Origin of the sequence: Pseudomonas sp. Q1-7 (genome assembly GCF_028010285.1) — a bacterium.
Classification (GTDB): Bacteria; Pseudomonadota; Gammaproteobacteria; order Pseudomonadales; family Pseudomonadaceae; genus Metapseudomonas.
This window is the reverse complement of the sequence record NZ_CP116304.1, coordinates 5476661-5501800: the sequence shown is the minus strand read 5'-3', so window position 1 is coordinate 5501800 and position 25140 is coordinate 5476661. Positions and strand designations below refer to the sequence as shown.

Genomic DNA, 25140 nt, shown 5'->3' with positions numbered 1-25140 from the left:
GCAGGTCTGTCTTCGGGGGCAGCGGCGCTGCCCAAAGCGAATGAAATCGCCCCCACAAGGAAGGGGCGATTGCTCAGCGGTACTCGATACCGGCCTTGCGGGTGGAGACGCGGGTGCCGGACTTGCCTTCGGTAATGGCCACGATGTTCTCCAGCGAGCCGATCACCGCGTCCTTGCCGGTGTTGCGGGCGAATTCCATGGCGGCCTGGACCTTCGGCCCCATGGAGCCGGCGGCGAAACCGAGGCTGTCCAGTTCGTCCGGATGGGCCTGGGCGATGGCCTTCTGGGTGGACTTGCCCCAGTCGATGTAGGCCGCGTCCACGTCCGTGGCGATGATCAGGAGTTCGGCGCCCAGCTCCTCGGCCAGCAGCGACGAGCAGAGGTCCTTGTCGATCACCGCTTCGACACCGGAGAGCTTCTTGCCCGATTCGTCGTACATGGTCGGGATGCCGCCCCCGCCGGCGCAGATGACGATGGTGCCCTTCTCCAGCAGCCACTTGACCGGGCGAATCTCGAAGATGCGCTTCGGGCGGGGGCTGGCCACCACGCGGCGGAACTTGTCGCCGTCGGGGGCGATGCTCCAGCCCTTCTCCCGGGCCAGGGCTTCGGCTTCTTCCTTGGAGTAGACCGGGCCGATGGGTTTGGTGGGGTTCTTGAACGCCGGGTCCTTCGCGTCGACTTCGACCTGGGTGAGGATGGTGGCGAACGGCACCTCGAAGGGCAGCAGGTTGCCCATTTCCTGTTCGATCATGTAGCCGATCATGCCTTCGGTTTCGGCGCCGAGCACGTCCAGCGGATAGGGGGTGACCTTGTCATAGGCTGCGCCCTGCAGGGCCAGCAGACCGACCTGCGGGCCGTTGCCGTGGGCGATCACCAGTTCGTTGCCCGGTGCGACCTTGGCGATCTGCTCGGCGGCGATCTTCACGTTGGCGCGCTGGTTGTCGGCCGTCATGGGTTCGCCACGACGCAGCAGGGCGTTACCGCCCAATGCGACGACGATACGCATAGTGATGTCCTCCTGGGGGTGGGATGCGCCCCGGACCGCCGCGCGCTCCGGGGCGTATCGGGACTTACATGTCGGCGAGGGTGGAAACGAGGATCGCCTTGATGGTGTGCATGCGGTTTTCCGCCTGCTCGAAGGCGATGTTGTACGGGGACTCGAAGACGTCTTCGGTGACTTCGATGCCGTTCTTCAGATTCGGGTACTGTTCGGCGATCTGCTTGCCGACCTTGGTTTCGCTGTTGTGGAACGCCGGCAGGCAGTGCATGAACTTCACCCGCGGGTTGCCGGCGGCTTTCATCATGTCCATGTTGACCTGGTAGGGCAGCAGGTCCTTGATGCGCTCGCCCCAGGCCTCGACCGGCTCGCCCATGGACACCCACACGTCGGTGTGGATGAAGTCCACGCCCTTGACCGCTTCTTTCGGGTCTTCGGTGAGGGTGATGCGAGCACCGCTTTCCTCGGCGAATTTCTTGCAGGCGGCGACGTGCTCGTCGGTCGGCCAGAGGGCCTTGGGCGCGGCGATGCGCACGTCCATGCCGAGCTTGGCGCCGATCAGCAGCAGCGAGTTGCCCATGTTGTTGCGGGCGTCGCCCAGGTAGGCATAGGAAATCTCGTGCAGCGGCTTGTCGCTGTGTTCGCGCATGGTCAGCACGTCGGCCAGCATCTGGGTCGGGTGGTACTCATCGGTCAGGCCGTTGAACACCGGTACGCCGGCGTACGTGGCCAGCTCTTCGACGATCTCCTGCTTGAAGCCACGGTATTCGATGGCGTCGTACATGCGGCCGAGCACGCGGGCGGTGTCCTTCATGCTCTCCTTGTGGCCGATCTGCGAGGAGCCCGGATCGATGTAGGTGACGTTGGCGCCCTGGTCATAGGCGGCGACTTCGAAGGCGCAGCGGGTGCGGGTGGAGGTTTTTTCGAAGATCAGCGCGATGTTGTTGCCTTTCAGGTGCTGCTGCTCGGTACCGGTGTACTTGGCGCGCTTCAGGTCGCGGGAGAGATCCAGCAGGTAACGCAGCTCGCGGGTGCTGTGGTGCATCAGGCTGAGCAGGTTACGGTTGTGCATGTTGAAAGCCATGATTCTTTCTCCTTGTGGGTAACTTGAAACCAGGCTCCGTCAGAACAGCGTGTGGCTGGCGGGGCGGGCGGCTCCGGGTTGGGAGCCGCCGAGAGGGTCAACTCAGTAGTCGACCGGGTCGCGCAGGATCGGGCAGGTCATGCAGTGGCCGCCGCCACGGCCACGGCCGAGTTCGCTGGCGCTGATGGTGACCACCTCGACGCCGGCCTTGCGCAGCAGGGTGTTGGTGTAGGTGTTGCGGTCGTAGCCGACGACCACGCCGGGTTCCAGGCAGACCACGTTGTTGCCGTCGTCCCACTGCTCGCGCTCGGCCTCGAAGGCGTCGCCGCCGGTCTGCACCACGCGCAGTTTCTTCAGGTTGAGGGACTCGGCGACCACCGAAATGAAGTCCTTCTCTTCGCGGCGGATGTCGATGCCGTAGGGGCGGCTTTCATCCGGGCGCAGGACGAAGGGCACGATTTCCTTGACCACTTCCGGGAAGACAGTGACCAGGTCGCGGTCGCAGAAGGTGAAGACGGTATCCAGGTGCATGGCGGCGCGGGACTTGGGCAGGCCGGCGACGACGACCTTCTGCGCCGCGCCCTTGGCGAACAGCGACTGGGCCAGTTGGCCGATGGCCTGGCGCGAGGTGCGCTCGCCCATGCCGACCAGCACCACGCCGTTGCCGATGGGCATCACGTCACCGCCTTCGAGGGTGGACATCCCGTGGTCCTTGTCCGGATCGCCGTACCAGACCTCGAACTCGGCCTCGGTGAAGGTCGGGTGGAACTTGTAGATGGCGGTGGCCAGCAGGGTTTCCTGGCGACGGGCTGGCCAGTACATCGGGTTGAGGGTCACGCCGCCGTAGATCCAGCAGGTGGTGTCGCGGGTGAACTGGGTGTTGGGCAGCGGCGGCAGGACGAAGCTGGAGTGGCCCAGGTAGTCGCGGTACATCTTGATGGGGCCGACGCCTTCGCTCTCCGGCAGGTCGGAGCCGGCGACGCCACCGATGAGGAACTCGGCGATCTTGCGCGGTTCCAGGCCTTCGATCCAGGAGCGGACTTCATTCACCAGACCGACGCCGACCTGGTCGTTGGTGATCTTGCGATCGAGGATCCACTTCAGGGCTTCCTTGTTCTGCACGATGTCGGTGAGCAGGTTGTGCATTTCCAGCACGTCGACGCCGCGTTCGCGCATCTTGGTGACGAAGTCGAAATGATCGCGCTTGGCCTGGTTTACCCAGATTACGTCATCGAACAGCAGCTCGTCGCAGTTGTTGGGGGTCAGGCGCATGTGTGCGAGCCCCGGCGAGCAGACCATTACCTTATGCAGCTTGCCGGCTTCGGAATGAACGCCGAGTTTGACTTTGGACATGGCAGGGTCTCCTTACGGATTACAGGGTCAGGAAGCCGTCGTACAGGCCGTAGCCCGCGACGAGTGCGCCGATGAGCACGGCGGCGAATATCAGCTTCTCGACAGGGGTGAAGATCGGTTGGCCAACTTCCCGCTTGGCCTTGGCGAAGAGAATCACGCCCGGGGCATACAGCAGGGCGGAGAGCAGCAGGTACTTCACGCCGCCGGCGTAGAGCAGCCAGATGGCGTAGATCAGCGCGATGGCGGCGATGAACAGGTCCTTGCCGCGGTCCCTGGTGTCCTGCTCGTAGGTCTCGCCGCGCAGCGGCAGCAGCAGCGCATAGGCGGCGGACCAGAGGTAGGGCACCAGGATCATGGAAGTCGCCAGGTAGATCAGCGACAGGTAGGTGCTGGCACTGAACAGGGTGATGATCAGGAACAGCTGCACCATGGCGTTGGTCAGCCAGAGCGCGTTGGCCGGAACCTTGTTGGCGTTCTCCTTGCGGACGAAGGCCGGCATGGTGTGGTCCTTGGCCGCGGCGAAGAGGATCTCGGCGCACAGCAGCACCCAGGAGAGCAGGGCACCCATCAGGGAGATGATCAGCCCCACGCTGATCAGCACCGCACCCCAGTGGCCGACCACATGCTCGAGCACGGCCGCCATGGAGGGGTTCTGCAGCTTGGCCAGTTCGGGCTGGGTCATGATGCCGAGGGACAGCACGTTCACCAGCACCAGCAGGAGCAGCACGATGACGAAACCGAGCACGGTGGCCTTGCCCACGTCGCTGCGCTTTTCGGCGCGGGCGGAGAAGATACTCGCGCCTTCGATACCGATGAACACCCAGACGGTGACCAGCATCATGTTGCGCACCTGGTTCATCACGCTGCCGAGCTCGACGTTCTTCGTGCCCCAGATGTCGGCGGTGAAGATGTCCAGCCGGAAGGCGAACAGGCAGATCAGGATGAACAGGAACAGCGGCACCACCTTGGTGATGGTGGTCACCAGGTTGATGAAGGCCGCTTCCTTGATCCCGCGCAGCACCAGGAAGTGCACGGCCCAGAGAACGACGGACGCGCCGATGATGGCTGCCAACGTGTTGCCTTCGCCGAAGACCGGGAAGAAGTAGCCGAGGGTGCTGAACAGCAGCACGAAGTAGCCGACGTTGCCCAGCCAGGCGCTGATCCAGTAGCCCCAGGCCGAGGAAAAGCCCATGTAGTCGCCGAAACCCGCCTTGGCGTAGGCGTAGACCCCGCCGTCGAGGTCCGGCTTGCGGTTGGCCAGGGTCTGGAAGACGAACGCCAGGGTGAGCATGCCCACTGCGGTAATGCCCCAGCCGATGAGAATGGCACCGACATCGGCACTGGCCGCCATGTTCTGCGGCAGCGAGAAAATACCCCCGCCGACCATTGACCCGACAACCAGGGCTACCAGGGCGCCTAGTTTAAGTTTGTCGGACGATTCTGACATCTTGCATCTCCTTCCGTTGTAGGAATAGTGCCTATTGGGCGTGGGATGTCGTGGTCGTGTTCTGATCCAGGTCAATAGCTGGCTAATGAGTTGTGCGGACAAGTTCCCTGCTGGCGTAAGTGGGGGAATTACCGCGAAACGCTGCCCAAAACGAGCAATATAGAGGGTTCGGCAGGCCGTCCAAGGCATCGCCTAATACAAACTAGTCGGTTTTGAAGAGCCTTCAAGTTGCAAATTGCACGGTGAATCTACATACGCCATATCACTATTTTCCTCGTGGGAAGTTGCAAAAAAGTGTCTGCGAAATTAGCGATAAGACGAGACGTTTTAATTAGGAAAGGTATTTGAAGATAGGCGGATAATTTAGAGTTCGTGTCAGGGCATATTGCTATCAAACATGCAGCGACCAAGCGTTTACCAGCATGCGAATAGTTCGTGGATTTGGGGCTGGGGGAACACCTAAGGCCAGTTCGTCGCCCGGATGCAATCCGGGAGCGGTGGTGGGATTTTCCCCGGATCTCATCCAGGCTGTGGAGGGGCGCAGTGATCGCTCGGCCGATACGGTGTATCGATGCAGGCTGCGGCAAGAAAAAGCCCGGCATGGAGGCCGGGCTTCGAACACCCGGCGGGTAGCCGGATGCTTGCCCAGGGACTGAGCCCGTGGGCGGGATGGGAAAACCCCTTGGTCGGCTTGTGGCCGCTTCGGGGAGAGACCGAACCCTTGCGGGACCCGGTCTCCTGGCCCTGCGCGAGGCAGGGGTTGACGCTGGCTGGGCAAGCCTCGTGCCATTATGGCCCACGCCCGCTGGTCCGGGCTTCCTAGTCTTTGGTCGCAGTCCGCGTGAGCGGATTGTTGCCGATCAGTCCTGCTCTTCTGCGGGATTTCCGCCACTGAAGCTGAGGTTGTGCTTGCGCAGTTTGTCCGAGAGGGTCTTGCGTGGCAGGCCCAGGGCTTCGGCGACGCTGCGCAGGGAGGTGTGCGGGCGGGTCAGTTCGGCGGCGATCAGTGCGCGTTCGAAGGCCTCCACCTGTTCGCTGAGGCCGCCGTCCACCGTCGGCAGGTCGGCCGGTGTGTTGTCCAGGGCCAGATCCAGGCCGAGCGCGAAGCGTTCCGCGGCGTTCTGCAGTTCGCGCACGTTGCCCGGCCATCCATGGGTCAGGAGCAGGGCACGTTGGCTGCTGTCGAGGCTGCGCGGGGCCATGCCGTGGCGGTTGCACGCCGCATCGGCGAAGTGCTGGAACAGCAGCAGGGCGTCCTCACCGCGCTCGCGCAAGGGTGGGATGCGCAGGCTGGCGACGTTCAGGCGGTAATACAGGTCGGCGCGGAAACGGCCCTGGTCGGCGGCGTGGCGCAGGTCTTCCTTGGTGGCGGCGATCACGCGGATATCCAGGGGGATCAACTGGTTGGCGCCGAGGCGTTCCACGACGCGCTCCTGCAACAGGCGCAGCAGCTTGACCTGGACGTCCAGGCTCATGCTCTCGATTTCGTCGAGGAACACCGTGCCGCCGTTGGCGAACTCGAATTTGCCGATGCGGCGCTTCTGGGCACCGGTGAAGGCCCCCTGCTCGTGGCCGAACAGTTCGCTCTCCACCACCGACTCGGCCAGGGCGCCGGCGTTGATGGCGACGAAGGGCCCCTCGCGGCGCGCCGACAGATCGTGCAGTGCGCGCGCCACCACCTCCTTGCCGGCACCGGTTTCGCCGAGGATCAGTACGTCGGCATGGGTGGCGGCGAGGGCGCCGATCTGCTCGCGCAGCCGCTGCATCGCGGGCGACTGGCCCACCAGGCGGCCACTGAGCTGCTGGCGGTCGGACAGGGCCAGGCGCAGGCTGCGGTTCTCCAGCACCAGTCGGCGCAGGTCGAGGGCGCGGCGCACGCTGTCGAGCAACTGGTCGCTGGGGAAGGGCTTTTCCAGGAAGTCGTAGGCACCGGCGCGCATGGCCTGCACCGCCAGGGGCACGTCGCCGTGCCCGGTGATCAGCAGCACCGGTAGGTCGGGGTCACGCTCACGCAACTGGCGCAACAGTTCCAGGCCGTCGATGCCGGGCATGCGGATATCCGTCACCACCACCCCGGGCCAATCCTTCTCGATCTTCTCCGCCACGCCTTGCGCGTCTCCCAGGGCCTGCACCTGGAGGCCGGCCAGGTCGAGGGTCTGGCTGAGGGCCTGGCGCAGGTGCGGGTCGTCATCGATCAGCAGCACCTGGGTGCGGGCGTCTAGGGCGTTGGTCATGCGGAAAGGTCCTCGGGAGGCTGTGGAGTGACGCCGGGGGCGGCGTTGCGCAGGCGCAGGGTCAGCAGGGCTCCGCCGTCGGGGTGGTTGTCGAGCAGCAACTCGCCTCCCAGGGCGCGCATCAGGCTGTCGCAGATGGCCAGGCCGAGGCCCAGGCCCTGGGCGCTGGTCTTGGTGGTGAAGAAGGGTTCACGGGCGTGGTGCAGGGCATCGGCGGAGAAGCCCGGCCCGTTGTCGCGCAGGTGCAGGTCGACGCCCTCGGCCGTGGTTTCGGCGCTGAGCCAGATCCGCCTCGGCTGGGCCTTTTCCGCCAGGGCGTCGAGGGCATTGGCGAGCAGGTTGCCGAGCACCTGGCGCAGGCGGGTTTCCCCGGCTTGCACCCAGAGCGGTGCGTCCGGCAGGTCGCGGATCAGCTCCACGTCCATCGCCCGGCGGCGCTTGGCCACCAGTGCCAGGGCATCGTCCAGGGCGGGTTGCAGGGCGACGCTTTCCGGCGCGTGGCGGTCGCGGCGGGCGAAGGCGCGCAGGTGGGCGATGATCGAGGCCATGCGCGCAGTCAGCTCGCTGATCTGCCGCAGGTTGCCACGGGCATCGTCGAGGCGCTGGTGATCCAGCAGCACACCGGCGTTGTCGGCAAAGCTGCGGATCGCGGCCAGAGGCTGGTTCAGCTCGTGGCTGATGCTCGCCGACATGGTCCCGAGGGCGGAGAGCTTGCCGGCCTGCACCAGTTCATCCTGGGCGCGGACCAGCTCCTGCTGGGCCTGTTCGCGTTCCAGCACTTCGTCCTTCAACCGGCTGTTCAGTGCCTCGAGGTCCTGAGTGCGCTCCTGTACGCGCATCTCCAGTTCGTGGCGGGCGCGGGCGTCGAGGGCGATGCGGTCGAGGTAGTGGCGGCGGCGCTGCATCATCAGGCCGATCAACAGCAGCAGGGTCAGTAGGGTGGCGCCGCCGATGGCGACCGTGGTGGTCACCTGGCGGTCGACCAGTTGGCGCGGGGCGAGGATGCTCGCGGTGAGGCCGGTCTCGCGCAGTTCACGGCTCTGGATCGCCCAGGCCTTTTCATCGAGCGTCAGCGGTGGCGGCGACTGGGTCGGATAGGGCTGGTTGGCGGCGATGGCGACGCGTTCGGCGTTATCCAGCGGTCGCGTGGCGTGGAAGCGCCAGTCGCTGCGCGAGGAGACGATCACCACGCCGTTGGCGTCGGTCACCATCAACTGTTCCGGGGTCTTGCCCCAGAGGGTTTCGGCATCGTCCAGGTCCACTTTTACCACCAGGATTCCGATGATCCGCGCACCTTCGCGTACCGGGCTGGCGAAGAAGTAGCCTCGCTTGCGCGAGGTGGTGCCCAGGCCGAAGAAGCGCCCCTGCTTACCCGCCAGCGCCTCGCGGAAATACGGGCGGAAGGTGAAGTTGCGGCCGACGAAGCTGTCGGGCTGGTCCCAGTTCGACGAGCTGAGAGTCAGGCCGGCAGGGCTCATCAGGTAGATCACGTCGGCACCGGTTTCCCGGCGGACTTCGGCCAGTACGCGGTTGGCCTCGGCCTGCAGGGAGGCGCTGTCGGCGTCGGCGAGCAAATCACGCAAGGGTGGCAGGTCGGCCAGGATGGGCGGCAGCACCTCGTAGCGGCGCAGGGTGCCCAGCAGGTTGGCCACGTACAGATCCAGGGTCTGGCGGTTCTGCTCGGCCAGGGACTGGCTGTAGTAGCGCTCGCTGAAGTGCTGCAACGGCCAGAGCAGAGGCGCCAGAAGGACGGCCAGCAGCACCAGGCTGCGCCAGCGTGGGCGGTGGGGAGAAGGGTGGGCGGTCATGCGGTCACTGTGCACCGGTCGATGAGGCGCATTATGGCATCGACATCCGGCGCGGGCATGGGGGCGGCGAGGTGGAAATCCGCGAGAAGGATTGTGCGTCCGGCACAACCCTCCTCGACGGCTCAGTGCGGCTGGCGCAGGCACTCCGCCAGGGCGGTGCGCCAGTCCGGCAGGCTGACCTGCCAGTCCTGCGCCAGCTTGCGGCCATCCAGCCGGGAGTTCAGCGGGCGCCTGGCCGGCGTCGGATACTCGCTGGAGGGGATGGCCACCAGACGGGCACAAGGCTTGCCGGCGGCTTTCAACTGCTCGGCGATTGCACTTGCAAAGCCGAACCAGGAGGTTTCGCCCTGGTTGGTCAGGTGATAGACGCCCCAGCGGCTATTGCCCGCCTGCCAGCGTTCGATCAGCTGCACGGTGGCGTGGGCAATGCTGCCTGCCCAGGTTGGCGCGCCGACCTGGTCGTCCACCACGCGCAATTCCTCGCGCTCCTGCAACAGGCGCTGCATGGTGAGCAGGAAGTTGCGCCCGTGCAGGGAATAGACCCAACTGGTGCGCAGGATCAGGTGCGGGCCGCCGACGGCCTGGACGACCTGCTCGCCGGCCAGTTTGCTGCGGCCGTAGATACCCAGCGGGCCGGTCGGGTCGTCTTCGGTGTAGGGGCCAGTCTTGGCGCCGTCGTAGACGTAGTCGGTGGAGTAGTGGAACAGCGGGATGCCAAGGGTGGTCGCTTCTTCGGCGAGCACACCTGGAGCCGTCGCATTGATGGCGAAGGCGGCTTCCGGCTCGTTTTCGGCCTGGTCCACCGCGGTGTAGGCCGCGGCGTTGATCAACAGGTCGGGGGCCTCGGTACGGACACGCCGGCGAATGAGCTCGGGGTCCGCCAGGTCGAGCTGGTCGCGCCCCAGGGCGACCACGTCCGCCCGGCCAGTCAGGGCGAGCTGAAGTTCCCGCGCCACCTGGCCACTGTTGCCGGTGATGAGGATCTTCATTCGAACAGGTCCGCGTCCTTGAAGTTGATCCCGGCCTTGTCCTTGGCGGACAGTTGCGGAGCTTCGGTGAGCGGCCAGTCGATGGCCAGGTCAGGGTCGTCCCAGCGAATGCAGCGCTCGTGCTCCGGGGCGTAATAGTCGGTGGTCTTGTAGAGGAACTCGGCGTAGTCGCTGAGCACCAGGAAACCGTGGGCGAAACCTTCTGGAACCCAGAGTTGGCGCTTGTTCTCGGCGGACAGATGCACCCCGACCCAACGGCCGAAGGTCGGGGAGCTCCGGCGGACGTCCACCGCGACATCGAACACTTCACCCTGAACAACACGCACCAACTTGCCCTGGGCTTGCTGCAACTGGTAATGCAGGCCGCGCAGGACACCGCGTTGGGAGCGTGAGTGGTTGTCCTGGACGAAGTCGCGATCTACCCCGGTCGCTTCGGCGAAGGTGCGGGCGTTGAAGCTCTCGTAGAAGAAGCCACGGTCATCGCCAAAGAGGCGGGGCTCGAGGATCAGTACATCCTGGAGCTCTGTCGTTATGACGTTCACTCGTTCTCTCCCGACAACTTGAACAGGTATTGGCCATAGCCGGTCTTGCCGAAGGCCTTGGCCTGAATCAGCAATCTTTCCTTGTCGATCCAACCATTCTGATAGGCGATTTCTTCAAGGCAAGCGACTTTCAGACCCTGGCGGTGCTCGATGGTCTGCACGTATTGGGCTGCCTCGAGCAAGCTGTCGTGAGTTCCGGTATCGAGCCAGGCAAAGCCGCGGCCCAGGCGCTCGACTTTCAGGTCGCCGCGCTTGAGGTAGGCGTTATTGACATCGGTGATCTCCAGCTCGCCCCGGTGAGACGGTTTCACGGCCTTGGCAATCTCGATGACGTCGTTGTCATAGAAGTAAAGCCCGGTGACTGCGTAACTGGATCGCGGCTCCTCGGGTTTTTCCTCGATCGATATCGCCCGGTTGTGCTCGTCGAATTCGACGACGCCGAATCGCTCCGGATCCTTGACCCAATAACCGAAGACGGTCGCACCAGAAGGATTGCTGGCCGCGCGCTTGAGCTGCTCGGAGAAGTGCTGTCCATGGAAGATGTTGTCACCCAGGATCAGGCAGACAGAGTCGGTGCCAACGAACTCTTCTCCGATGATGAACGCCTGTGCCAGTCCATCGGGCGACGGTTGAATGGCATAGCTGATCCGGATTCCGAACTGACTTCCGTCTCCCAGCAGGTTGCGGTACTGGGGAAGGTCCTGAGGTGTCGAAATCAGCAAGATCTCCCGAATCCCCGCCAGCATGAGTACCGAAATGGGGTAATACACCATCGGCTTGTCATAGATGGGCAGCAGTTGCTTCGAAACACCCAGGGTAATCGGATGCAGACGAGTGCCGGAGCCGCCGGCGAGGAGTATCCCTTTCATACTGTTGCTCCCAGTCTTTCTCGTTGATAGCTGCCGTCTTGCACGCGACGGCACCACTCCAGGTTGTTCAGGTACCACGCTACGGTCTTGCGCAGTCCGGTCTCGAAGGTTTCTAGCGGCGTCCAGCCGAGTTCGCGCTCAATCTTGCCGGCATCGATGGCGTAGCGCTGGTCGTGGCCCGGGCGATCCTTGACGAAGCTAATCAACTCGTCGAAGCGAGCGATCCCAGCCGGTTTCTGCGGCGCCAGTTCTTCCAGCAGGCTGCAGATGGCGTGGACAACATCAAGGTTCTTCTGTTCGTTATGTCCACCGATGTTGTAGGTCTCGCCCACTTTGCCGCGGGTGACCACTTCGACCAGTGCGCGCGCGTGGTCTTCAACAAACAGCCAATCGCGTACCTGCTGACCGTTGCCGTATACCGGCAGGGGCTTGCCCTCCAGGGCGTTGAGGATCATCAGGGGGATCAGTTTCTCGGGGAAGTGGTGGGGGCCGTAGTTGTTCGAACAGTTGGTCAGCAGCACAGGTAGGCCATAGGTGCGGTGCCACGCGCGGACGAGGTGATCGGATGCGGCTTTGCTCGCCGAGTAGGGCGAACTGGGCGCGTAGGGTGTAGTTTCGATGAAGAGGTCGTCCACACCGTGCAGGTCGCCATAAACCTCGTCAGTGGAGATGTGATGGAACCGGAAGGCTGACTTACGCGTTTCATCCAGACCCAGCCAATAGGCTCGCACGCTTTCTAGCAGGCTGTACGTGCCCACGATGTTGGTCTGAATGAAGGTTGCCGGTCCGTCGATGGAGCGGTCGACGTGGGACTCGGCAGCAAGGTGCATCACCGCATCGGGCTGGAAGCGAGCAAGCGCCGCGCCGACTGCCTGGCTATCGGCAATATCGACCTGGACGAAATGGTAGCGCGGATTATCCGAGACCAAAGTCAGGGATTCGAGGTTGCCCGCGTAGGTAAGTTTGTCGATATTGAGCACTTCGTGCTCTGTGTGAGTAATCAGGTGGCGGATTAGTGCTGAACCGATAAATCCGGCTCCGCCAGTGATAATGACTCTCATTGGCTTCTGGCTCGTATTGATATCAAGGCTGAAAAGACGACCGCGCAGCCGGACTTATATTGCGGCCAAGCGTGAGTTGACTGCCGGAGACGACGCTGACACGTCCAGCCGACGGCGGTGCCGACAGCTGGGCATGGTATCATACCGACCAGCTTGGGGACGTTCTGTCGGGCTAAGTTGACAGCAAAAGGCTCCCACATGCTATCTGATGGGCATAACCGTTTCCTGGATGAGTGTCTTGCATGTTCGAGATGCTTTGCGTCCACGAAGTAAAGCGATTAAGTGCGAGAGGAATTCTTCATGGGGAAAGTGTATTTTTTACCTGTGGAGGCAAAACGATCTAACTCGCCTGCAAGTTAGTTGAGCGCGCATGTGCTCTCCAGAAATGATAGTCGCGCGCAGTGTCGAATAGAGCTTGTGCTGAGTGGCAGGGAGGCTGTTTGGAGAATTCCGGCATTTGTCTAGAGTTTATTGTTCTTGTGCTGCTTGTGTGTATAGCAGGAATTGCGGTGAGTTAGAGGGGGAGGCAGGAGTCTCCCAGGGTACGACGAATCCCTTGGCGGTGAGCTGGAAGTTCTTGATAGGACTACCATGTCTAGGCTTCGACGCATAGGGGTGAGTTGGATTGAGGTTTGCAATGAATACTCACCGCGCTCAGCTGGGAAAAAGGTCGGGGTCGCCTAGTGTTTCAACAGCGTGAAGAGCAAGGATTAGTCGATTTGAAGTTCCAAGATCAGAGACCTGCGAGTGATTTTTCTACTAGGCAGCTGGCATGGAATATGGGCATAGATGAGAAATTTTCCTCCGTGACTGAAAAGGTTGCGGAAAGCAGGGTAGCGGTCCTGCTTTGCACATATCAAGGTCAAAAGTATCTGTCGGAGCAATTAAGCTCTATTGAAAAGCAGGTCCATAAGAATTGGGCAGTCTGGGCATCGGATGATGGCTCGAGTGATGACACGCGGGAAATCCTTGAAGGCTTTCAGGCACGGTGGGGAAGAAATCGAATGCTAATTCGGTCCGGGCCGCGTGGTGGATTTGCGGCGAATTTCCTTTCGTTAGTTTCGAATGTTGCGATTCGTGCAGATTATTATTCGTTTGCTGATCAGGATGATATATGGGATCCAGTAAAGATACAGCGAGCAGTGAGTTGGCTGAGTAGTGTCCCGAAGCATATCCCGGCGCTCTACTGTGCGAGGACCATCTTGGTAGATGAGGATAATCGGGAGATTGGGTTTTCTCCTTTCTTCAGTAGGCCGCCTTGTTTTGCAAATGCTCTGGTTCAGAATATCGGGGCGGGAAATACAATGGTGTTCAATGAGGCGGCTCGCGAAATTCTTCTTCGTGCGGGCAATAGCAACGTAGTTTCCCACGATTGGTGGACTTATCTTGTAGTGAGTGGGTGCGGTGGTAGGGTTTATTACGATTCAAATCCATCTCTTCGCTACAGGCAGCATGGTCGTAATCTGATCGGAAGTAATATGGGATTATGCGCCAGAGTTTCTCGAGTTAAGATGATGCTGGCGGGGATCTTTCGCGAGTGGAATGATAGGAACGTTAAGGCGCTTGAGGTAATTCGCGATGAGCTTACGCCAGAAAATGAGCGGATTCTTGCCTTGTTTCTTGATGCGAGGAGAAGAAGATTTCTTCCGCGAGTTATAGGATTAATTAGGTCTGGTGTGCACCGTCAGACGATGATGGGTAACCTTGGGTTGGTGCTCGCAGCTATCTTTAGGAAGATATAGTCGGAATGTATAGTTTTGACTTTTTAAGATGTGGTTTTCTTAAGAAGATGCGAGTTGCTAGTGCTCTTGCTGATCAGTGTGCGCCTGCGCAAAAAAAGGTTCGATTAAGTGAAAGTGGCTGCTAATTATTTTTCATATGTCATATCCAATTCGAGGTCTATCCTTGATATGGTTTGGAGTGAATTTAGTAATAAATATCTTGCATCTTATTTGGGGCTCTTTTGGGCCTTCGCGCAGCCGGTATCTCTAATTGTTGTAATCTGGCTGGTTTTCGAAGTTGGATTGAGGCAGTCCGCAGATGATGGGATGCCGTTTCCCTTGTGGCTTGCCACCGGGTTCTTGCCTTGGCTTTTTCTGGTCGAGGCGATAAACGGTTGTTGCAATTCTATCGTAGGAAAAAGATTTCTCGTGCGCCGGGTGGCCTTCAGGGTAAGTCTACTGCCCATGATGAGTGTGTTCGTTGCGCTGATCGTGCATTTAGTCCTGTTGTTCTTGCTTCTGGGGGTTCTTGCTCTGTCAGGGGTTGGGCCGAGCATATACTGGGTCCAGATACCCTACTTCATGCTGTGCGCATTTGTGCTGGTGCTCGGGAGTGGTTGGCTGGTTTCTTCTCTCGTCGTTTTCATTGCTGATATAAAATACCTTGTTTCGATATGCATCCAGTTTGGTTTTTGGTGTGCACCTATCGTATGGGGATTGAATAAACTGTCCGAGAAGTATCAGCAGATAGCACTCTTGAATCCGGCCGCTTACATAGTTGATGGCTATCGGAAGTCGTTGCTTGGCCAGGAGTGGTTTTTTGCTGCTGGCTGGCTGCATACTTTTGTGTTCTGGATGTGGGCTCTCTTTTTCGTGGTTGTTGGTGCGACCGTCTTCCGTAGGCTTCGACCACATTTTGCAGACGTAATATGACCAGCACTGAAGATATTGTTATTTCGATTAGCGGCCTACGCAAATCGTACAAGGTATATCGAAAGAACATCGATCGCCTTAAAGAGGCTCTCGATCCGAGACGTCGTGCCTATCACAAGGAGTTTGACGCTCTGAATGGAGTTGCGCTCTCGATACGGCGAGGTGAAGTCGTCGGGATACTCGGAAGCAATGGTAGTGGGAAGAGCACTTTGCTCAAGATCGTGGCCGGTGTGCTACGGCAGTCGGCCGGTAAGATTAGAGTCAATGGATCCGTATCGGCGTTGTTGGAGTTGGGTGCAGGGTTCAATCCAGAACAGAGCGGATTGGAGAATATATATTTAGCTGGGACTTTGCGTGGCGTACCGCGCAAGGAGATGAGTCAGAGGCTGGAAGAAATTGTGGAGTTTGCTGATATAGGTGACTTTATTCACCAAAAAACAAAATTCTACTCCAGCGGGATGTTTGCCAGGCTTGCATTCTCCGTTGCAATTCATGTAGATCCGGAAATCCTGATTATAGACGAAGCGCTAAGTGTCGGTGACGCCGCATTCAAGAGAAAATGCTTCGCCAAGCTTGAGGAGTTTCGCAAGGCGAAGAAAACTATTCTTCTTGTCTCGCATTCCGAAGCGGCAATCGTCGAGATGTGTAGCAGAGCCGTGCTCATTGATCGTGGGGAGGTTCTGGCTGATGGTCCGGTAAAGGAAACGATCACCAACTATCTCAAGTTGATCAATGCAAAGGGCGACAAAAGACGGCAAATCAGGGATGAAATCGTTTCTGGCCAATTGCTCTCGCTATCCGGCGGCCGGACCAAAGGCAACAACCCAGACACTGCTGCTCCGCATAAAGCAGAGGAGTCGCAGGAGCTTTACCTGGAGAGTCTTCGTCCGCAGAGCACAGTTGAGTACCCGCCCGAAGGGGCAAGATTGCGCAATGCAAGAATAGAGACCATACAGGGACACAAGGTCAACCGACTGATTCATGGGAAGCGCTATCGATACGTATACGACGTGGAATTTTCGGCTGCATCCGCCGATGTGTCGTTTGGAATGATGATCAAGACAACGCAGGGAACTGCATTGTGCGGTGGGAGTTATCCGCAGAAGGGCGCGTGGATTCGCAAGGTAGGCGCCGGAGAGGTCAGAACTGTAACCTGGGAGTTTGACTGTCTGCTCGAGGAAGGGACGTACTTTACGAATTGTGGCGTGATGGCCGAGCGGGGAGGAGAGCGGAACTACCTCCATCGGATACTCGATGCGTATATGTTTCAAGTGGCGCCTCGAGCAGACCGGATTACCACGGCTTGGGTGAATCTTGGTTTGACTGTGCGATTTGATGAAAAGGTAGTGAAATGAGGAAGTGCCTGCTTATCTTGGGGATGCACCGAAGTGGCACCTCCGCTATGGGGGGGGCTCTAAACTGCGCTGGCGTCTCAATGGGGCAAGAGCTATTAGGTGCTGCTGATGACAATAAGAAGGGGTACTTTGAAAGTAAGGCAATTCAGGCATTCCATGACCGGCAACTGCTGCCGCGACTCGGCCGTGATTGGAAGTCAGTCGCTCCGCTACCAGGACAAGGTTGGGAAGAAGACGAGACTCTTGGCGATTTGATAGACGAGGCCAAGAAGATCATTCAAGACGAATTTGGTGATTCCCTGCTTTTCGGTATCAAGGACCCGCGTATCTCGCTGCTGGTTCCTTTCTGGCTGAGGGTTCTTGGTGAGCTCGAAATCAGCGTTCGTGTAGTTATCCAGTATCGTCATCCCGTCGAGGTTGCTGGCTCGCTCCTCAGTAGGAACAAAACGACGATCGAGCAGGGCGTTGCCCTGTGGGTAGAGCATGTCATCCATGCCGAAAGATTTACGCGTGGAATACCGAGAGTGTTTACTCACTATCAGGATCTTCTCGATGATCCCATTGCAACGCTTGAAAAAATTTCCAGAGAGCTTGAAATAGAGTGGCCAGGTTCGGCAGAAGACTTAGCAGAGAAGCTCCAAGTCTTCCTTGAGGGGAGCCTGCGTCACCAGGTTAGTGCTGGAGACCAGAGTTTCAAGGAATTGCCGGAGATAGTATCCAGAATCTACTCTGCGCACTTGCTTGCAGTATCCAAGGGGTGTAACGATGCCAGTACCCTACGCGCTTTCGACGAGTTGAACTCTGCCTACGAGGGATTGCATAGGTTCTTTGCAAGTGCAACTTTATTGAATGGGTTGAGAGAGTCGGAGCTTTTCTATGGCGATGGTGAAGGATTCAGCCAATCCCGAAGGGGGCGTGGTTATTTCTCAATAGATTCAAGCGCCACTGTCAATCTAGAATTTGATCTTCCTAGTGATGGGCTAATCGATGTTAGGTTTGATCCTTGCTCTGAGAGTGTAATTCTAGAGTTGCATGATGTTGATATCGTATATGAGGGGGGGGGGAGGTTAAGTATAAAGAAATATATTAAAACAAATGCGACTTACCGTTACGGAGATATATATTTTTTCGCTGGAACGGATCCGCAGATCAAGTTCAAAGGGCTTGAGCCTGGATTTCTGGAGAAAGCATGCAAGGTTCAAGTGAGCTTTGATGTTCTCCAAAATGGTGAGCGATCGGAGAGGATTATATCTCCGGTTCAGCATTTGTTTTCGGAAGTAAGAAGGCTCAATAAAGTTATTGATGAAGAACGAGCTGGTTATGAGCGGCTCAAAGTAGAAATGGAGCTGCAGTCCACGAGTAAAGCTAGCGCCGAACGGGAACTCTCCCCGCTTTCCAGGGAAATGGCAGTGCTAGAGGGGCGCATTGAACTGTACAAGACGAAGCTAAATTCGGCGGACGAACGCATTTCGAGTGAGAAAGCGGCTGTTCAGCTGATGCAGGAGCTCATCCTAGAAAAAGACCGCTCATTGCAGTTGGCGATAGACCTGGCGAAAGAGCTTGAGTTAGCCGTCGCCGAGGCGCGAGCTGCCGCTGCGGCGAGGGGGGACGAGGTTGAGCAGATCAGGACGAGTAGTCAACACGAGCTTGCTGCCGCCCACCACCGTATTGCGCAAGCTGTGGAAGCCTTGCGTCAGAGCACGGAGAACAACGAGCAGCAGAGGGCAGAAAATCTCCGTTTGAGCTCTCAAGTCGAGGTCGCCCAAGATGCGCATCGACAGGCCGTCGAGGCCAGCCATCAGCTAATGGACGCCAACGCAGTGCAACAACAGGAGATCCTGCGGCTCAATCAGAGTCTTCTTGGCTTGAGCACTAAACTCAAGGCCGAGCACGATGCCAATGCTCGACACCAACAAGCATACGCGGCTCTGCGGGATGAGTCGAAGAGTATAAAGGAATTGCTGTCAGAGTCTCGCCGCGAATCTGAAGGCCGAGCCTTGGAAATTATGGAGTGCAAGAGCGAGTTGGAGTCGTTGAAGAATCGAGTCGATAAGAGCGAGCGCGAAATGAGCGAAGCTTCGTTCGAAATGATGCGAACTCGTGCTTTGCTGACTGAAACTACTGAACTTGCGAACAAGCTGAGAAGTAGACTGGCGCGTGTTGGCTTGAGCAGGAGTTGGAGGTATACCCGCATCTTGAGAAAGGTATTAGGGAAGAGGGGGTGATGGAATGATCTACGGTGTGGGAAAAGTGCGCGAATACATACGTAAGAGACAGCTATCAAGAAGTGGCTTGTTTGATCATTACTTCTATATTTCCACGTACACTGATGTCGTAGAAAGTAATCTCGATCCACTCTCGCACTATTACTATATAGGTTGGAAGGAAGGGCGTAAGCCGAACCACTACTTTGATACAAGCTGGTACTTGTCAAAATATCCAGATGTGGCGCGATCTGGTGTTAATCCCCTTTATCACTATGCAAAGTATGGGATAAGAGAGGGGCGATGCCCCTCGGTAGAGTTCCTAGGGCGAATGGCCCCTACGGTTGAAGAGTTGGTCAGCCACAAGGCACAGACCCATCGTATTTATGAAGTTCAGAGCATTTCTTCCGAGACAATGCTAACTATTGCAAGGCAGGGTGATGCTGTCAGGGCGAAGGCTCTACCGATTGCTGGCAAAAATATGGCGATTTGTATTCATGTTGCCAACGTAAGAGATCTTTCTATTGTCGAGCGGACAATTGTTTCGCTGTCAGGAAGACATCGCGTTTATTTATCGGTTAACGCTATCCAGTACTCTTCCGTCGTTGAAGGCGCAAGGAAGATTTCGGCAGACATCAAGGTTCTTGAGTTGGAGAATGGTTCCCGGTGGTGGGGGACGCTGCTGCCTCGGCTCAAAGCAGACCAGATGGATTGTCTCTGCTACCTGACAACTGAACAGTTCAAGACATGGCAGGAGCAAGGTCTTAGCCGCTCTAATCAGGAGCAGCTGATTGCTCTCAGCTTTCAGGGGTTGATTGGATCCGATGCAGTTCTTTCGCGTGTCGTGGATGCATTCGGGAGTGATCCCGATATTTATTTGATCGGGTCTGCTCTGTTCTATAAGTCGGTAGCGGCGGCCAAAGACTCCGGTCCCGGCGCTTCATACCCTATTCTGGATCGACACGCTTCTAGTCTGACCGGCGATTGGGGCTACTTTGCAAACCATATGTATTGGATGCGGGTAGATTTGCTTGTCGCGGTTGCGGAACTGCTCGATGGAATACCTGCCGCATCGGACTTGGAAGTCGCTGCGGTAGTGAGCTTGCTGGCTCGGGTGACAGGAAAAAAGACAGCACTACTTCATGGCATTGATCGCATGGCTCGTGCCTATGCGATTGAGATTCCCTCGTCCGGACCTATCCCGTATACGAATAGCCTGAAGAACACCATCGTCCAGGAAGTCAATTTGGCGAAAGATTACGATAGACTTCTGTCAAGTTCGATATTTGATTGCCTGTTCTATCGCGCTCAGTATGATAAGACCGAGCTGTCGGAATATGATCCGATCCTCCACTTTCTCCGATTTGGAGCGTATCTCGGATTTGACCCTTGTGAAAAGTTTTCGACCCGGAAATACCTATGGCGCTATCCGGATGTCGCAAGGGCTGGAGTAAACCCGCTCGTTCATTTCATCAAGTATGGTGCTGATCGCCAAGCGTATCCGATTGTGTCAGAGCGCGGTAGTAATGGCAGGTATCGGATTTTCGTATCTTGTTGGCTGAAGAATAAAGAATCTATACACAATGGGTTATTGGAGCTTTCAGAAAGACTGCTTGCTGATGGTGTGAGGACTACGTTTGTTACAAATGCCGCGTCGTTGCTATCCGAACCCGGAGTTGAAGCGATATCAACCGACTTCCTTATATCCAACGTGTACCCGACTCTCTCTGCCTGCAACGGCAGCTATCCACGTTGGCTGGAGGAAATCGTGGAGATGGCAGCGTGCTGGGAAGAGGTGATGATGAAGTCAGGACGCGAGGGTGCGTGTCTTGCCTTGGAGTCGCGAATAAAGTCTGCCTATTCCTTCTGGAAATCGGTTTTTGAATCGTTCCGACCGCAAATGATGCTTATCTGGGGCAGTACCGCACCGCTTAGCAAGCTCCATTACAGGCTCTGTCAGGACCTTTCTATTCCTTCGCTGATCATTGAGCGCGGACATTTTTCCGGAACCATATCCGTTGATTTACTTGCCCAGTTCGGGCGAGGTGGAATCAACCTGAGGCCGCACTCCGCCTTGCTGGCCAATGTTGATTGCTCCGAGAGCGATATTGGTCATTATGCCGAGTGGGTACGTAACAGCCATGAGTCGCCTTATTTGAACAAAAACTCCAATCACAACATCGAGGAACTGCTCTCTCCCTATCGCGATGAGGGCCGAAAGATAGTTCTATTCATCGGTGTTAATGATCTGGGGTCGGGCACCGCTTACTCGGGGATGGTTGGAGTCGAAGCCCACTCGAAGCTGTTCAACTCCTCGGAGCAGGCATTTTGTGCGGTTAGAGATGCACTGCGAGCTATCGATCCAAAAGCGATTCTTCTGCTCAAGCCGCATCCATCTGACAATACAAATTATGATGCGCTGCTTCGCGAAGGAGATGCCCTTGTAGACTCACATAATATCAACGCGCTGATCGTCTCGGCTGATGTTTGTGTTTCCCTGTCAACTACGGCGTTGGCTCGCTGTATGCTGGAAGCCAAGGCGACTTTGAACATTGGTATTTCTGACATTAGCATGAAAGGGGCTGCCTACGATTGTTCGAGTTTGACTGAGATTCCTGTGCAACTCAGGGCGGCTTTGAATAGGGAAGGGCTTGAGCAGCGTCAGCGGAAGGGCTTCGCGTTCATTCGGCACATATTTGAAGAGCAATTGGTAGGTATCGATAAGGCTGCACCTACAAGGCTTGGTATTAAAGAGCTTAGTGAGTTCATCAGTGGGCGTATCTCATATACTCCGATGCTGGACAGTCGTGACTCGCCGCAACAGGCTAGTGACATGCTTCGTAGATATTTTAACCCTGCCGATCCCATGTTCTACAAGGAAGACTACAGTGCAGTCGGCCTCAGCTCTTCGAGAGGGGTTGATGTAGTTATTCCGGTATACGGCGACGCCGTTGTAACCAAGGAGTGTATAGATAGCGTGCTTCTAGCCAGAGGAGATGATGACTATCGAGTGATTGTGATTTTTGATGCTAGTCCATTTTCCGATGTAAGAGCCTTGCTGGAGAATTACCGTTCTACGGAAGGTGTTGTAGTGCTCTTCAATCCCGTCAATGTCGGGTATCCGGCTACAGCCAATAGAGGAATGGCATACTCGCAAAGCAGAGACGTGATTCTTCTGAATAGTGATACGCTTGTCTCTCCTGGATGGGTAAAGAGACTGCAGCGCCATGCGTACTCATCGGACAAAATTGCTACAGTAACTCCATTCTCCAATAACGCCTCCATTTTCAGCCTCTTAGACTTCCCGCGGGGCGCTGAATTGCGTGGGGGTATCACGGAGGTCAAAAGAGTGAATGAGGTGCTGCTGTCTAGTGATGGTGCCACGATTGACGTGCCCGTGGGGCATGGTTTCTGCATGTATGTAAAACGTGCTGCGATTCGAGAACTCGGATATTTCGATGAGGTTCTTTTCGGGCGAGGATATAGCGAGGAAGTAGACTTTTGTCTTCGCGCTCGGGCCCAAGGCTTTAAGAACGTCTGTGCGACAGACGTCTACGTTGGGCACGTGGGCGGGGTCAGTTTTGCGGATACGGCCAACGCAAGGAAAGTGGCTGCTCGTAAGATAATTTCCAAGAAGTTTCCGAGTTATTTTTCAGAGATCAAAAGCTTCATAAGTGCGGATCCGTTCTCCATTTATAGGCAATTGATCTAGTTGTTATATATCTGTCAGTTATGAGAATTCTTGGCCGTATTATCTAATTTTCGGCCGGAAAGGAGGAGGACTGGTGAATCCCGATCGTAAACGGTTGACAATACTAGACTGCACGCTTCGTGATGGCGGCTACTATAATAATTGGGATTACCCAACTGGCTTGGTTCGTCGTTACCTTGAGGTAATGCAGCGTGCGGAGATTGATTATGTCGAACTAGGCCTTAGGGCAGAGGTCGCTGATTCATTTGCCGGCCCATATGCATTCACGGTCGATGAGTGGATTAGGTACGTCGGCGTTCCCGAAGGGTTGCAGGTTGGTGTCATGTGTAATGCGAAAGACCTCTTGAAAGGTGGTCCTGATTCGGTCAGTCGGCTGTTCAGCAGGGCTGATGACTCTCCGGTGAAGTTGGTGCGTATTGCCGCCCACTTTTCTGAAATCGAGCTTTGCTCGGAGGTTGTCCAGGCCCTGAGCTCCTTGGGATATAAGGTTGGTTTCAACTTTATGCAATCTAACGGGCGCTCTGCAGAGGAGCTACGTGCGAAGGCCAGACTGCTTTCCGGGTGGCCGGTTGAGGTGCTGTATTTTGCTGACTCAATGGGGAATATGTCCTCGAAGGACGTTGCGTACATAGTTGCGGCCCTCAGAGAGGGTTGGAGCGGAGAGCTGGGCTTCCATGCCCACGATAATATGGGATTTGCGCTCAGTAATTGTATGACCGCCATTGAGTTGGGGGTGACCTGGATTGATGCGACGGTGTTGGGAATGGGGCGTGGTGCGGGTAACGCGCGAATAGAAACCCTGCTTCTGTCGCTTGCGGAGAGCAGTGGACATGAAGCCGATCTCAGCAGTTTGCTCAACCTGGTGGTCGAAGAGTTTCAGCCGCTTCAGAAAGAGTACGGATGGGGCCCAAACTTGTACTACCACTTGTCCGCTATGTACGGAGTACACCCGACCTACGTTCAGGAAATGCTGAGCGATGGGAGGTACAAGCCTTCAACCATCATCACTGCGCTCCGTAGGCTAGGGGAGTCTGGTGCTACTGGTTTCTCCCACGACCGTTTGCTGGATGCTACTCAGGAGCAAAAGGACTCTGTGCTCGGTAGCTGGAGCCCGAAAGGTTGGCTTGAGGGCCGGGATGTTCTGATGATTGGTCCTGGGGCAGGAGTGAAGCAGCATCTCGAGGGGCTGTTGCATTACATAAACACCAAGAAGCCGTATGTTCTTTGCATCAATAGTAACGATTGGTTTCCGGTAGAGAGCGTCAACGCATGGGTCGCCTGTAATCGCCAGCGCTTATTGCTGGATAGGGACTTCTACGCGAAGAACCGTGGAACACTTGTTGTTCCGGTCGGTTTGATAGATGAGGAAGAGCTGTCAGTATGGAAGGACTGGAATATATTGGACTACGGGATGGTCATTCAGCAGGGGCATTTCGAGGTGGGCGAGTTCAATGCGATTCTTCCCGCCGCCTTGTCGGCCATTTACGGACTTGGAGTTTGCAGTGTGGCTGGTGCGAATAGAGTACTGCTGGCCGGATTCGATGGTTACGATCTAGGCGATCCTCGACATAGCCAGATGGAGATGGCATTGACGGCCTACCGAAGTTGTCAGGAGTCTCTACCCTTGGTAGCCATAACTCCAAGTTCCCTTTCGTTACCAGAGACTTCACCTTACGCGCCGCAGATCTAGTTCGTAAATTATATTTTCGGCTCGGGGTGATTGCGCCTCGAGCTTTGTATTTCAGAGTTTCCCCAATAATGACAATTTCAAATAACGGTCAGTTCAGTCATAGAAACTGCTTTGATATCGTCAGGCACTTTGCTGCATTCTTGGTGCTGTTCAGCCATCATTTCGCGTTGTCAGGCATGAAGGAGCCTTCTTTTCTTGGGATGCACTCGTTCGGTGGACTGGCGGTGGTGATATTCTTCTCGATATCTGGCTATCTAGTAACCAAGAGTTTTGTCCGATCACAAAATTTTTTTGATTATCTTGAGAAAAGGGCGCGGAGAATATTCCCTGGCCTGATAGCGTGTTCGGCGGTTACTGTTTTTGTTGTTATTCCCTTTTATGTTGATCTTGGCTATTTTGATTATTTGCTGGAAGAGCGGACGTGGCGAACGTTTCTTTCGGCGTCAATGCTTTTGGGTGTGCGCTATGCCGGTGTTTTTTCCGAGTTCACTTTCGCTGGCACAATTAACGGCAGCCTCTGGACATTGCCCATTGAGTTTCTGTGCTATTTGATCGTGGGTGTGTCACTTGTATTCGCCAGGTCCGTGAAAGCACCGCTTGCTCTTCTTGTCATTAGCTTTATAGGGCTTCTGGTCGTTAAGGAGAACTCTATAAGCTATACCTTCTATGCTATCTCTCTTGAGCGGCTGCTGCTTTTTCTGCTGGTCTTTTCTTTAGGCGGAGTGCTTGCCTTTACGGAATCGATATGGACTGGAAGGAACAGTAGGCTGTGTTTGCTGGCCGTCTCGGTCATGGTGCTATACATCTTAAGAGGTCGCCCTGAGTTAGTCGTTCTCGGTAATATGGCCATATGTGTTGTTGTGGTTGTTTTTTGCACTGGTTTCTCTGAAAAGATAATCGCCGGAAAATACGATTTTTCATACGGGATATATATTTACGCCTTTCCTGTGCAGCAGATAGTCATAAATAGTTTCAGTTTTGGACTCTATCTAGAGATGCTGCTCTCCGCGTTGGGCACTCTTTTACTTGCTGTTGTATCCTGGTTTTTGGTAGAGAAGCCTATGCTCAAGCGTAGCAGGTCTTGATTTGTGGAGTGTTGTCCTTTGTTCCGCCATCGCAGACTATCCTCGTGTAATGGCTT

17 protein-coding genes are annotated in these 25140 nt (G+C 56.7%); 7 read left to right on the top strand and 10 right to left on the bottom strand.

The genetic code is table 11. The features are described 5' to 3' along the window. Nucleotides 1–73: 73 nt before the first annotated feature. The 10 genes from arcC to rfbB form a co-directional block, all read right to left on the bottom strand. Entirely contained in the window at nucleotides 74–1006 is a 933-nt protein-coding gene (gene arcC, locus PJW05_RS25295) for a carbamate kinase (RefSeq protein ID WP_271409672.1), read from the bottom strand. Nucleotides 1007–1070: 64 nt separating this feature from the next. Next, entirely contained in the window at nucleotides 1071–2081 is a 1011-nt protein-coding gene (locus PJW05_RS25290) for an ornithine carbamoyltransferase (RefSeq protein ID WP_271409671.1), read from the bottom strand. Between the two features lie 102 nt (nucleotides 2082–2183). Then, nucleotides 2184–3434, bottom strand: coding sequence for an arginine deiminase (arcA, locus tag PJW05_RS25285; RefSeq protein ID WP_271409670.1), 1251 nt, complete (start codon nucleotides 3432–3434; stop codon nucleotides 2184–2186). A gap of 19 nt (nucleotides 3435–3453) precedes the next feature. Then, complete coding sequence (arcD, locus tag PJW05_RS25280; protein ID WP_271409669.1) at nucleotides 3454–4881, bottom strand: arginine-ornithine antiporter; 1428 nt, start codon at nucleotides 4879–4881, stop codon at nucleotides 3454–3456. A gap of 860 nt (nucleotides 4882–5741) precedes the next feature. Next, nucleotides 5742–7115 (bottom strand): sigma-54-dependent transcriptional regulator, encoded by a 1374-nt coding sequence (locus PJW05_RS25275; protein WP_271409668.1) that lies wholly within the window; start codon nucleotides 7113–7115, stop codon nucleotides 5742–5744. After that, nucleotides 7112–8923 carry a sensor histidine kinase gene (locus PJW05_RS25270; protein WP_271409667.1) on the bottom strand — a complete coding sequence of 604 codons (1812 nt, stop codon included), beginning with the start codon at nucleotides 8921–8923 and terminating at the stop codon, nucleotides 7112–7114. Before PJW05_RS25270 ends, PJW05_RS25275 begins: the two co-directional genes overlap by 4 nt. A 122-nt stretch (nucleotides 8924–9045) precedes the next feature. Beyond that, entirely contained in the window at nucleotides 9046–9912 is an 867-nt protein-coding gene (rfbD, locus tag PJW05_RS25265; protein WP_271409666.1) for a dTDP-4-dehydrorhamnose reductase, read from the bottom strand. Next, a complete protein-coding gene (gene rfbC / locus PJW05_RS25260) occupies nucleotides 9909–10454 on the bottom strand; it encodes a dTDP-4-dehydrorhamnose 3,5-epimerase (RefSeq protein ID WP_271409665.1) in 546 nt (181 codons plus the stop codon). Before rfbC ends, rfbD begins: the two co-directional genes overlap by 4 nt. Further along, the gene (rfbA, locus tag PJW05_RS25255; protein ID WP_271409664.1) at nucleotides 10451–11323 is read right to left on the bottom strand and encodes a glucose-1-phosphate thymidylyltransferase RfbA; all 873 of its coding nucleotides are present in this window, start codon (nucleotides 11321–11323) and stop codon (nucleotides 10451–10453) included. The genes rfbC and rfbA overlap by 4 nt, the downstream gene beginning before the upstream one ends. After that, a complete protein-coding gene (gene rfbB, locus PJW05_RS25250) occupies nucleotides 11320–12384 on the bottom strand; it encodes a dTDP-glucose 4,6-dehydratase (protein ID WP_271409663.1) in 1065 nt (354 codons plus the stop codon). Before rfbB ends, rfbA begins: the two co-directional genes overlap by 4 nt. Nucleotides 12385–13103: 719 nt before the next feature. Between rfbB and PJW05_RS25245 the strand changes: the two genes are divergently transcribed. The 7 genes from PJW05_RS25245 (at nucleotide 13104) to PJW05_RS25215 (ending at nucleotide 25084) form a co-directional block, all read left to right on the top strand. Next, nucleotides 13104–14126 carry a glycosyltransferase family 2 protein gene (locus tag PJW05_RS25245; protein WP_271409662.1) on the top strand — a complete coding sequence of 341 codons (1023 nt, stop codon included), beginning with the start codon at nucleotides 13104–13106 and terminating at the stop codon, nucleotides 14124–14126. A gap of 108 nt (nucleotides 14127–14234) precedes the next feature. Then, complete coding sequence (locus PJW05_RS25240) at nucleotides 14235–15038, top strand: ABC transporter permease (protein ID WP_271409661.1); 804 nt, start codon at nucleotides 14235–14237, stop codon at nucleotides 15036–15038. Next, nucleotides 15035–16393, top strand: coding sequence for an ABC transporter ATP-binding protein (locus PJW05_RS25235; protein ID WP_271409660.1), 1359 nt, complete (start codon nucleotides 15035–15037; stop codon nucleotides 16391–16393). Before PJW05_RS25240 ends, PJW05_RS25235 begins: the two co-directional genes overlap by 4 nt. After that, on the top strand, nucleotides 16390–18618 hold the full coding sequence (locus PJW05_RS25230) for a hypothetical protein (protein WP_271409659.1): 2229 nt from the start codon (nucleotides 16390–16392) through the stop codon (nucleotides 18616–18618). Before PJW05_RS25235 ends, PJW05_RS25230 begins: the two co-directional genes overlap by 4 nt. Nucleotides 18619–18622: 4 nt before the next feature. Continuing rightward, nucleotides 18623–22309 carry a glycosyltransferase family 2 protein gene (locus PJW05_RS25225; protein ID WP_271409658.1) on the top strand — a complete coding sequence of 1229 codons (3687 nt, stop codon included), beginning with the start codon at nucleotides 18623–18625 and terminating at the stop codon, nucleotides 22307–22309. 73 nt (nucleotides 22310–22382) lie between these two features. Beyond that, a complete protein-coding gene (locus PJW05_RS25220) occupies nucleotides 22383–23999 on the top strand; it encodes an aldolase catalytic domain-containing protein (protein ID WP_271409657.1) in 1617 nt (538 codons plus the stop codon). 68 nt (nucleotides 24000–24067) lie between these two features. Beyond that, the gene (locus PJW05_RS25215; protein ID WP_271409656.1) at nucleotides 24068–25084 is read left to right on the top strand and encodes an acyltransferase family protein; all 1017 of its coding nucleotides are present in this window, start codon (nucleotides 24068–24070) and stop codon (nucleotides 25082–25084) included. The last annotated feature ends 56 nt before the right edge of the window (nucleotides 25085–25140 follow it).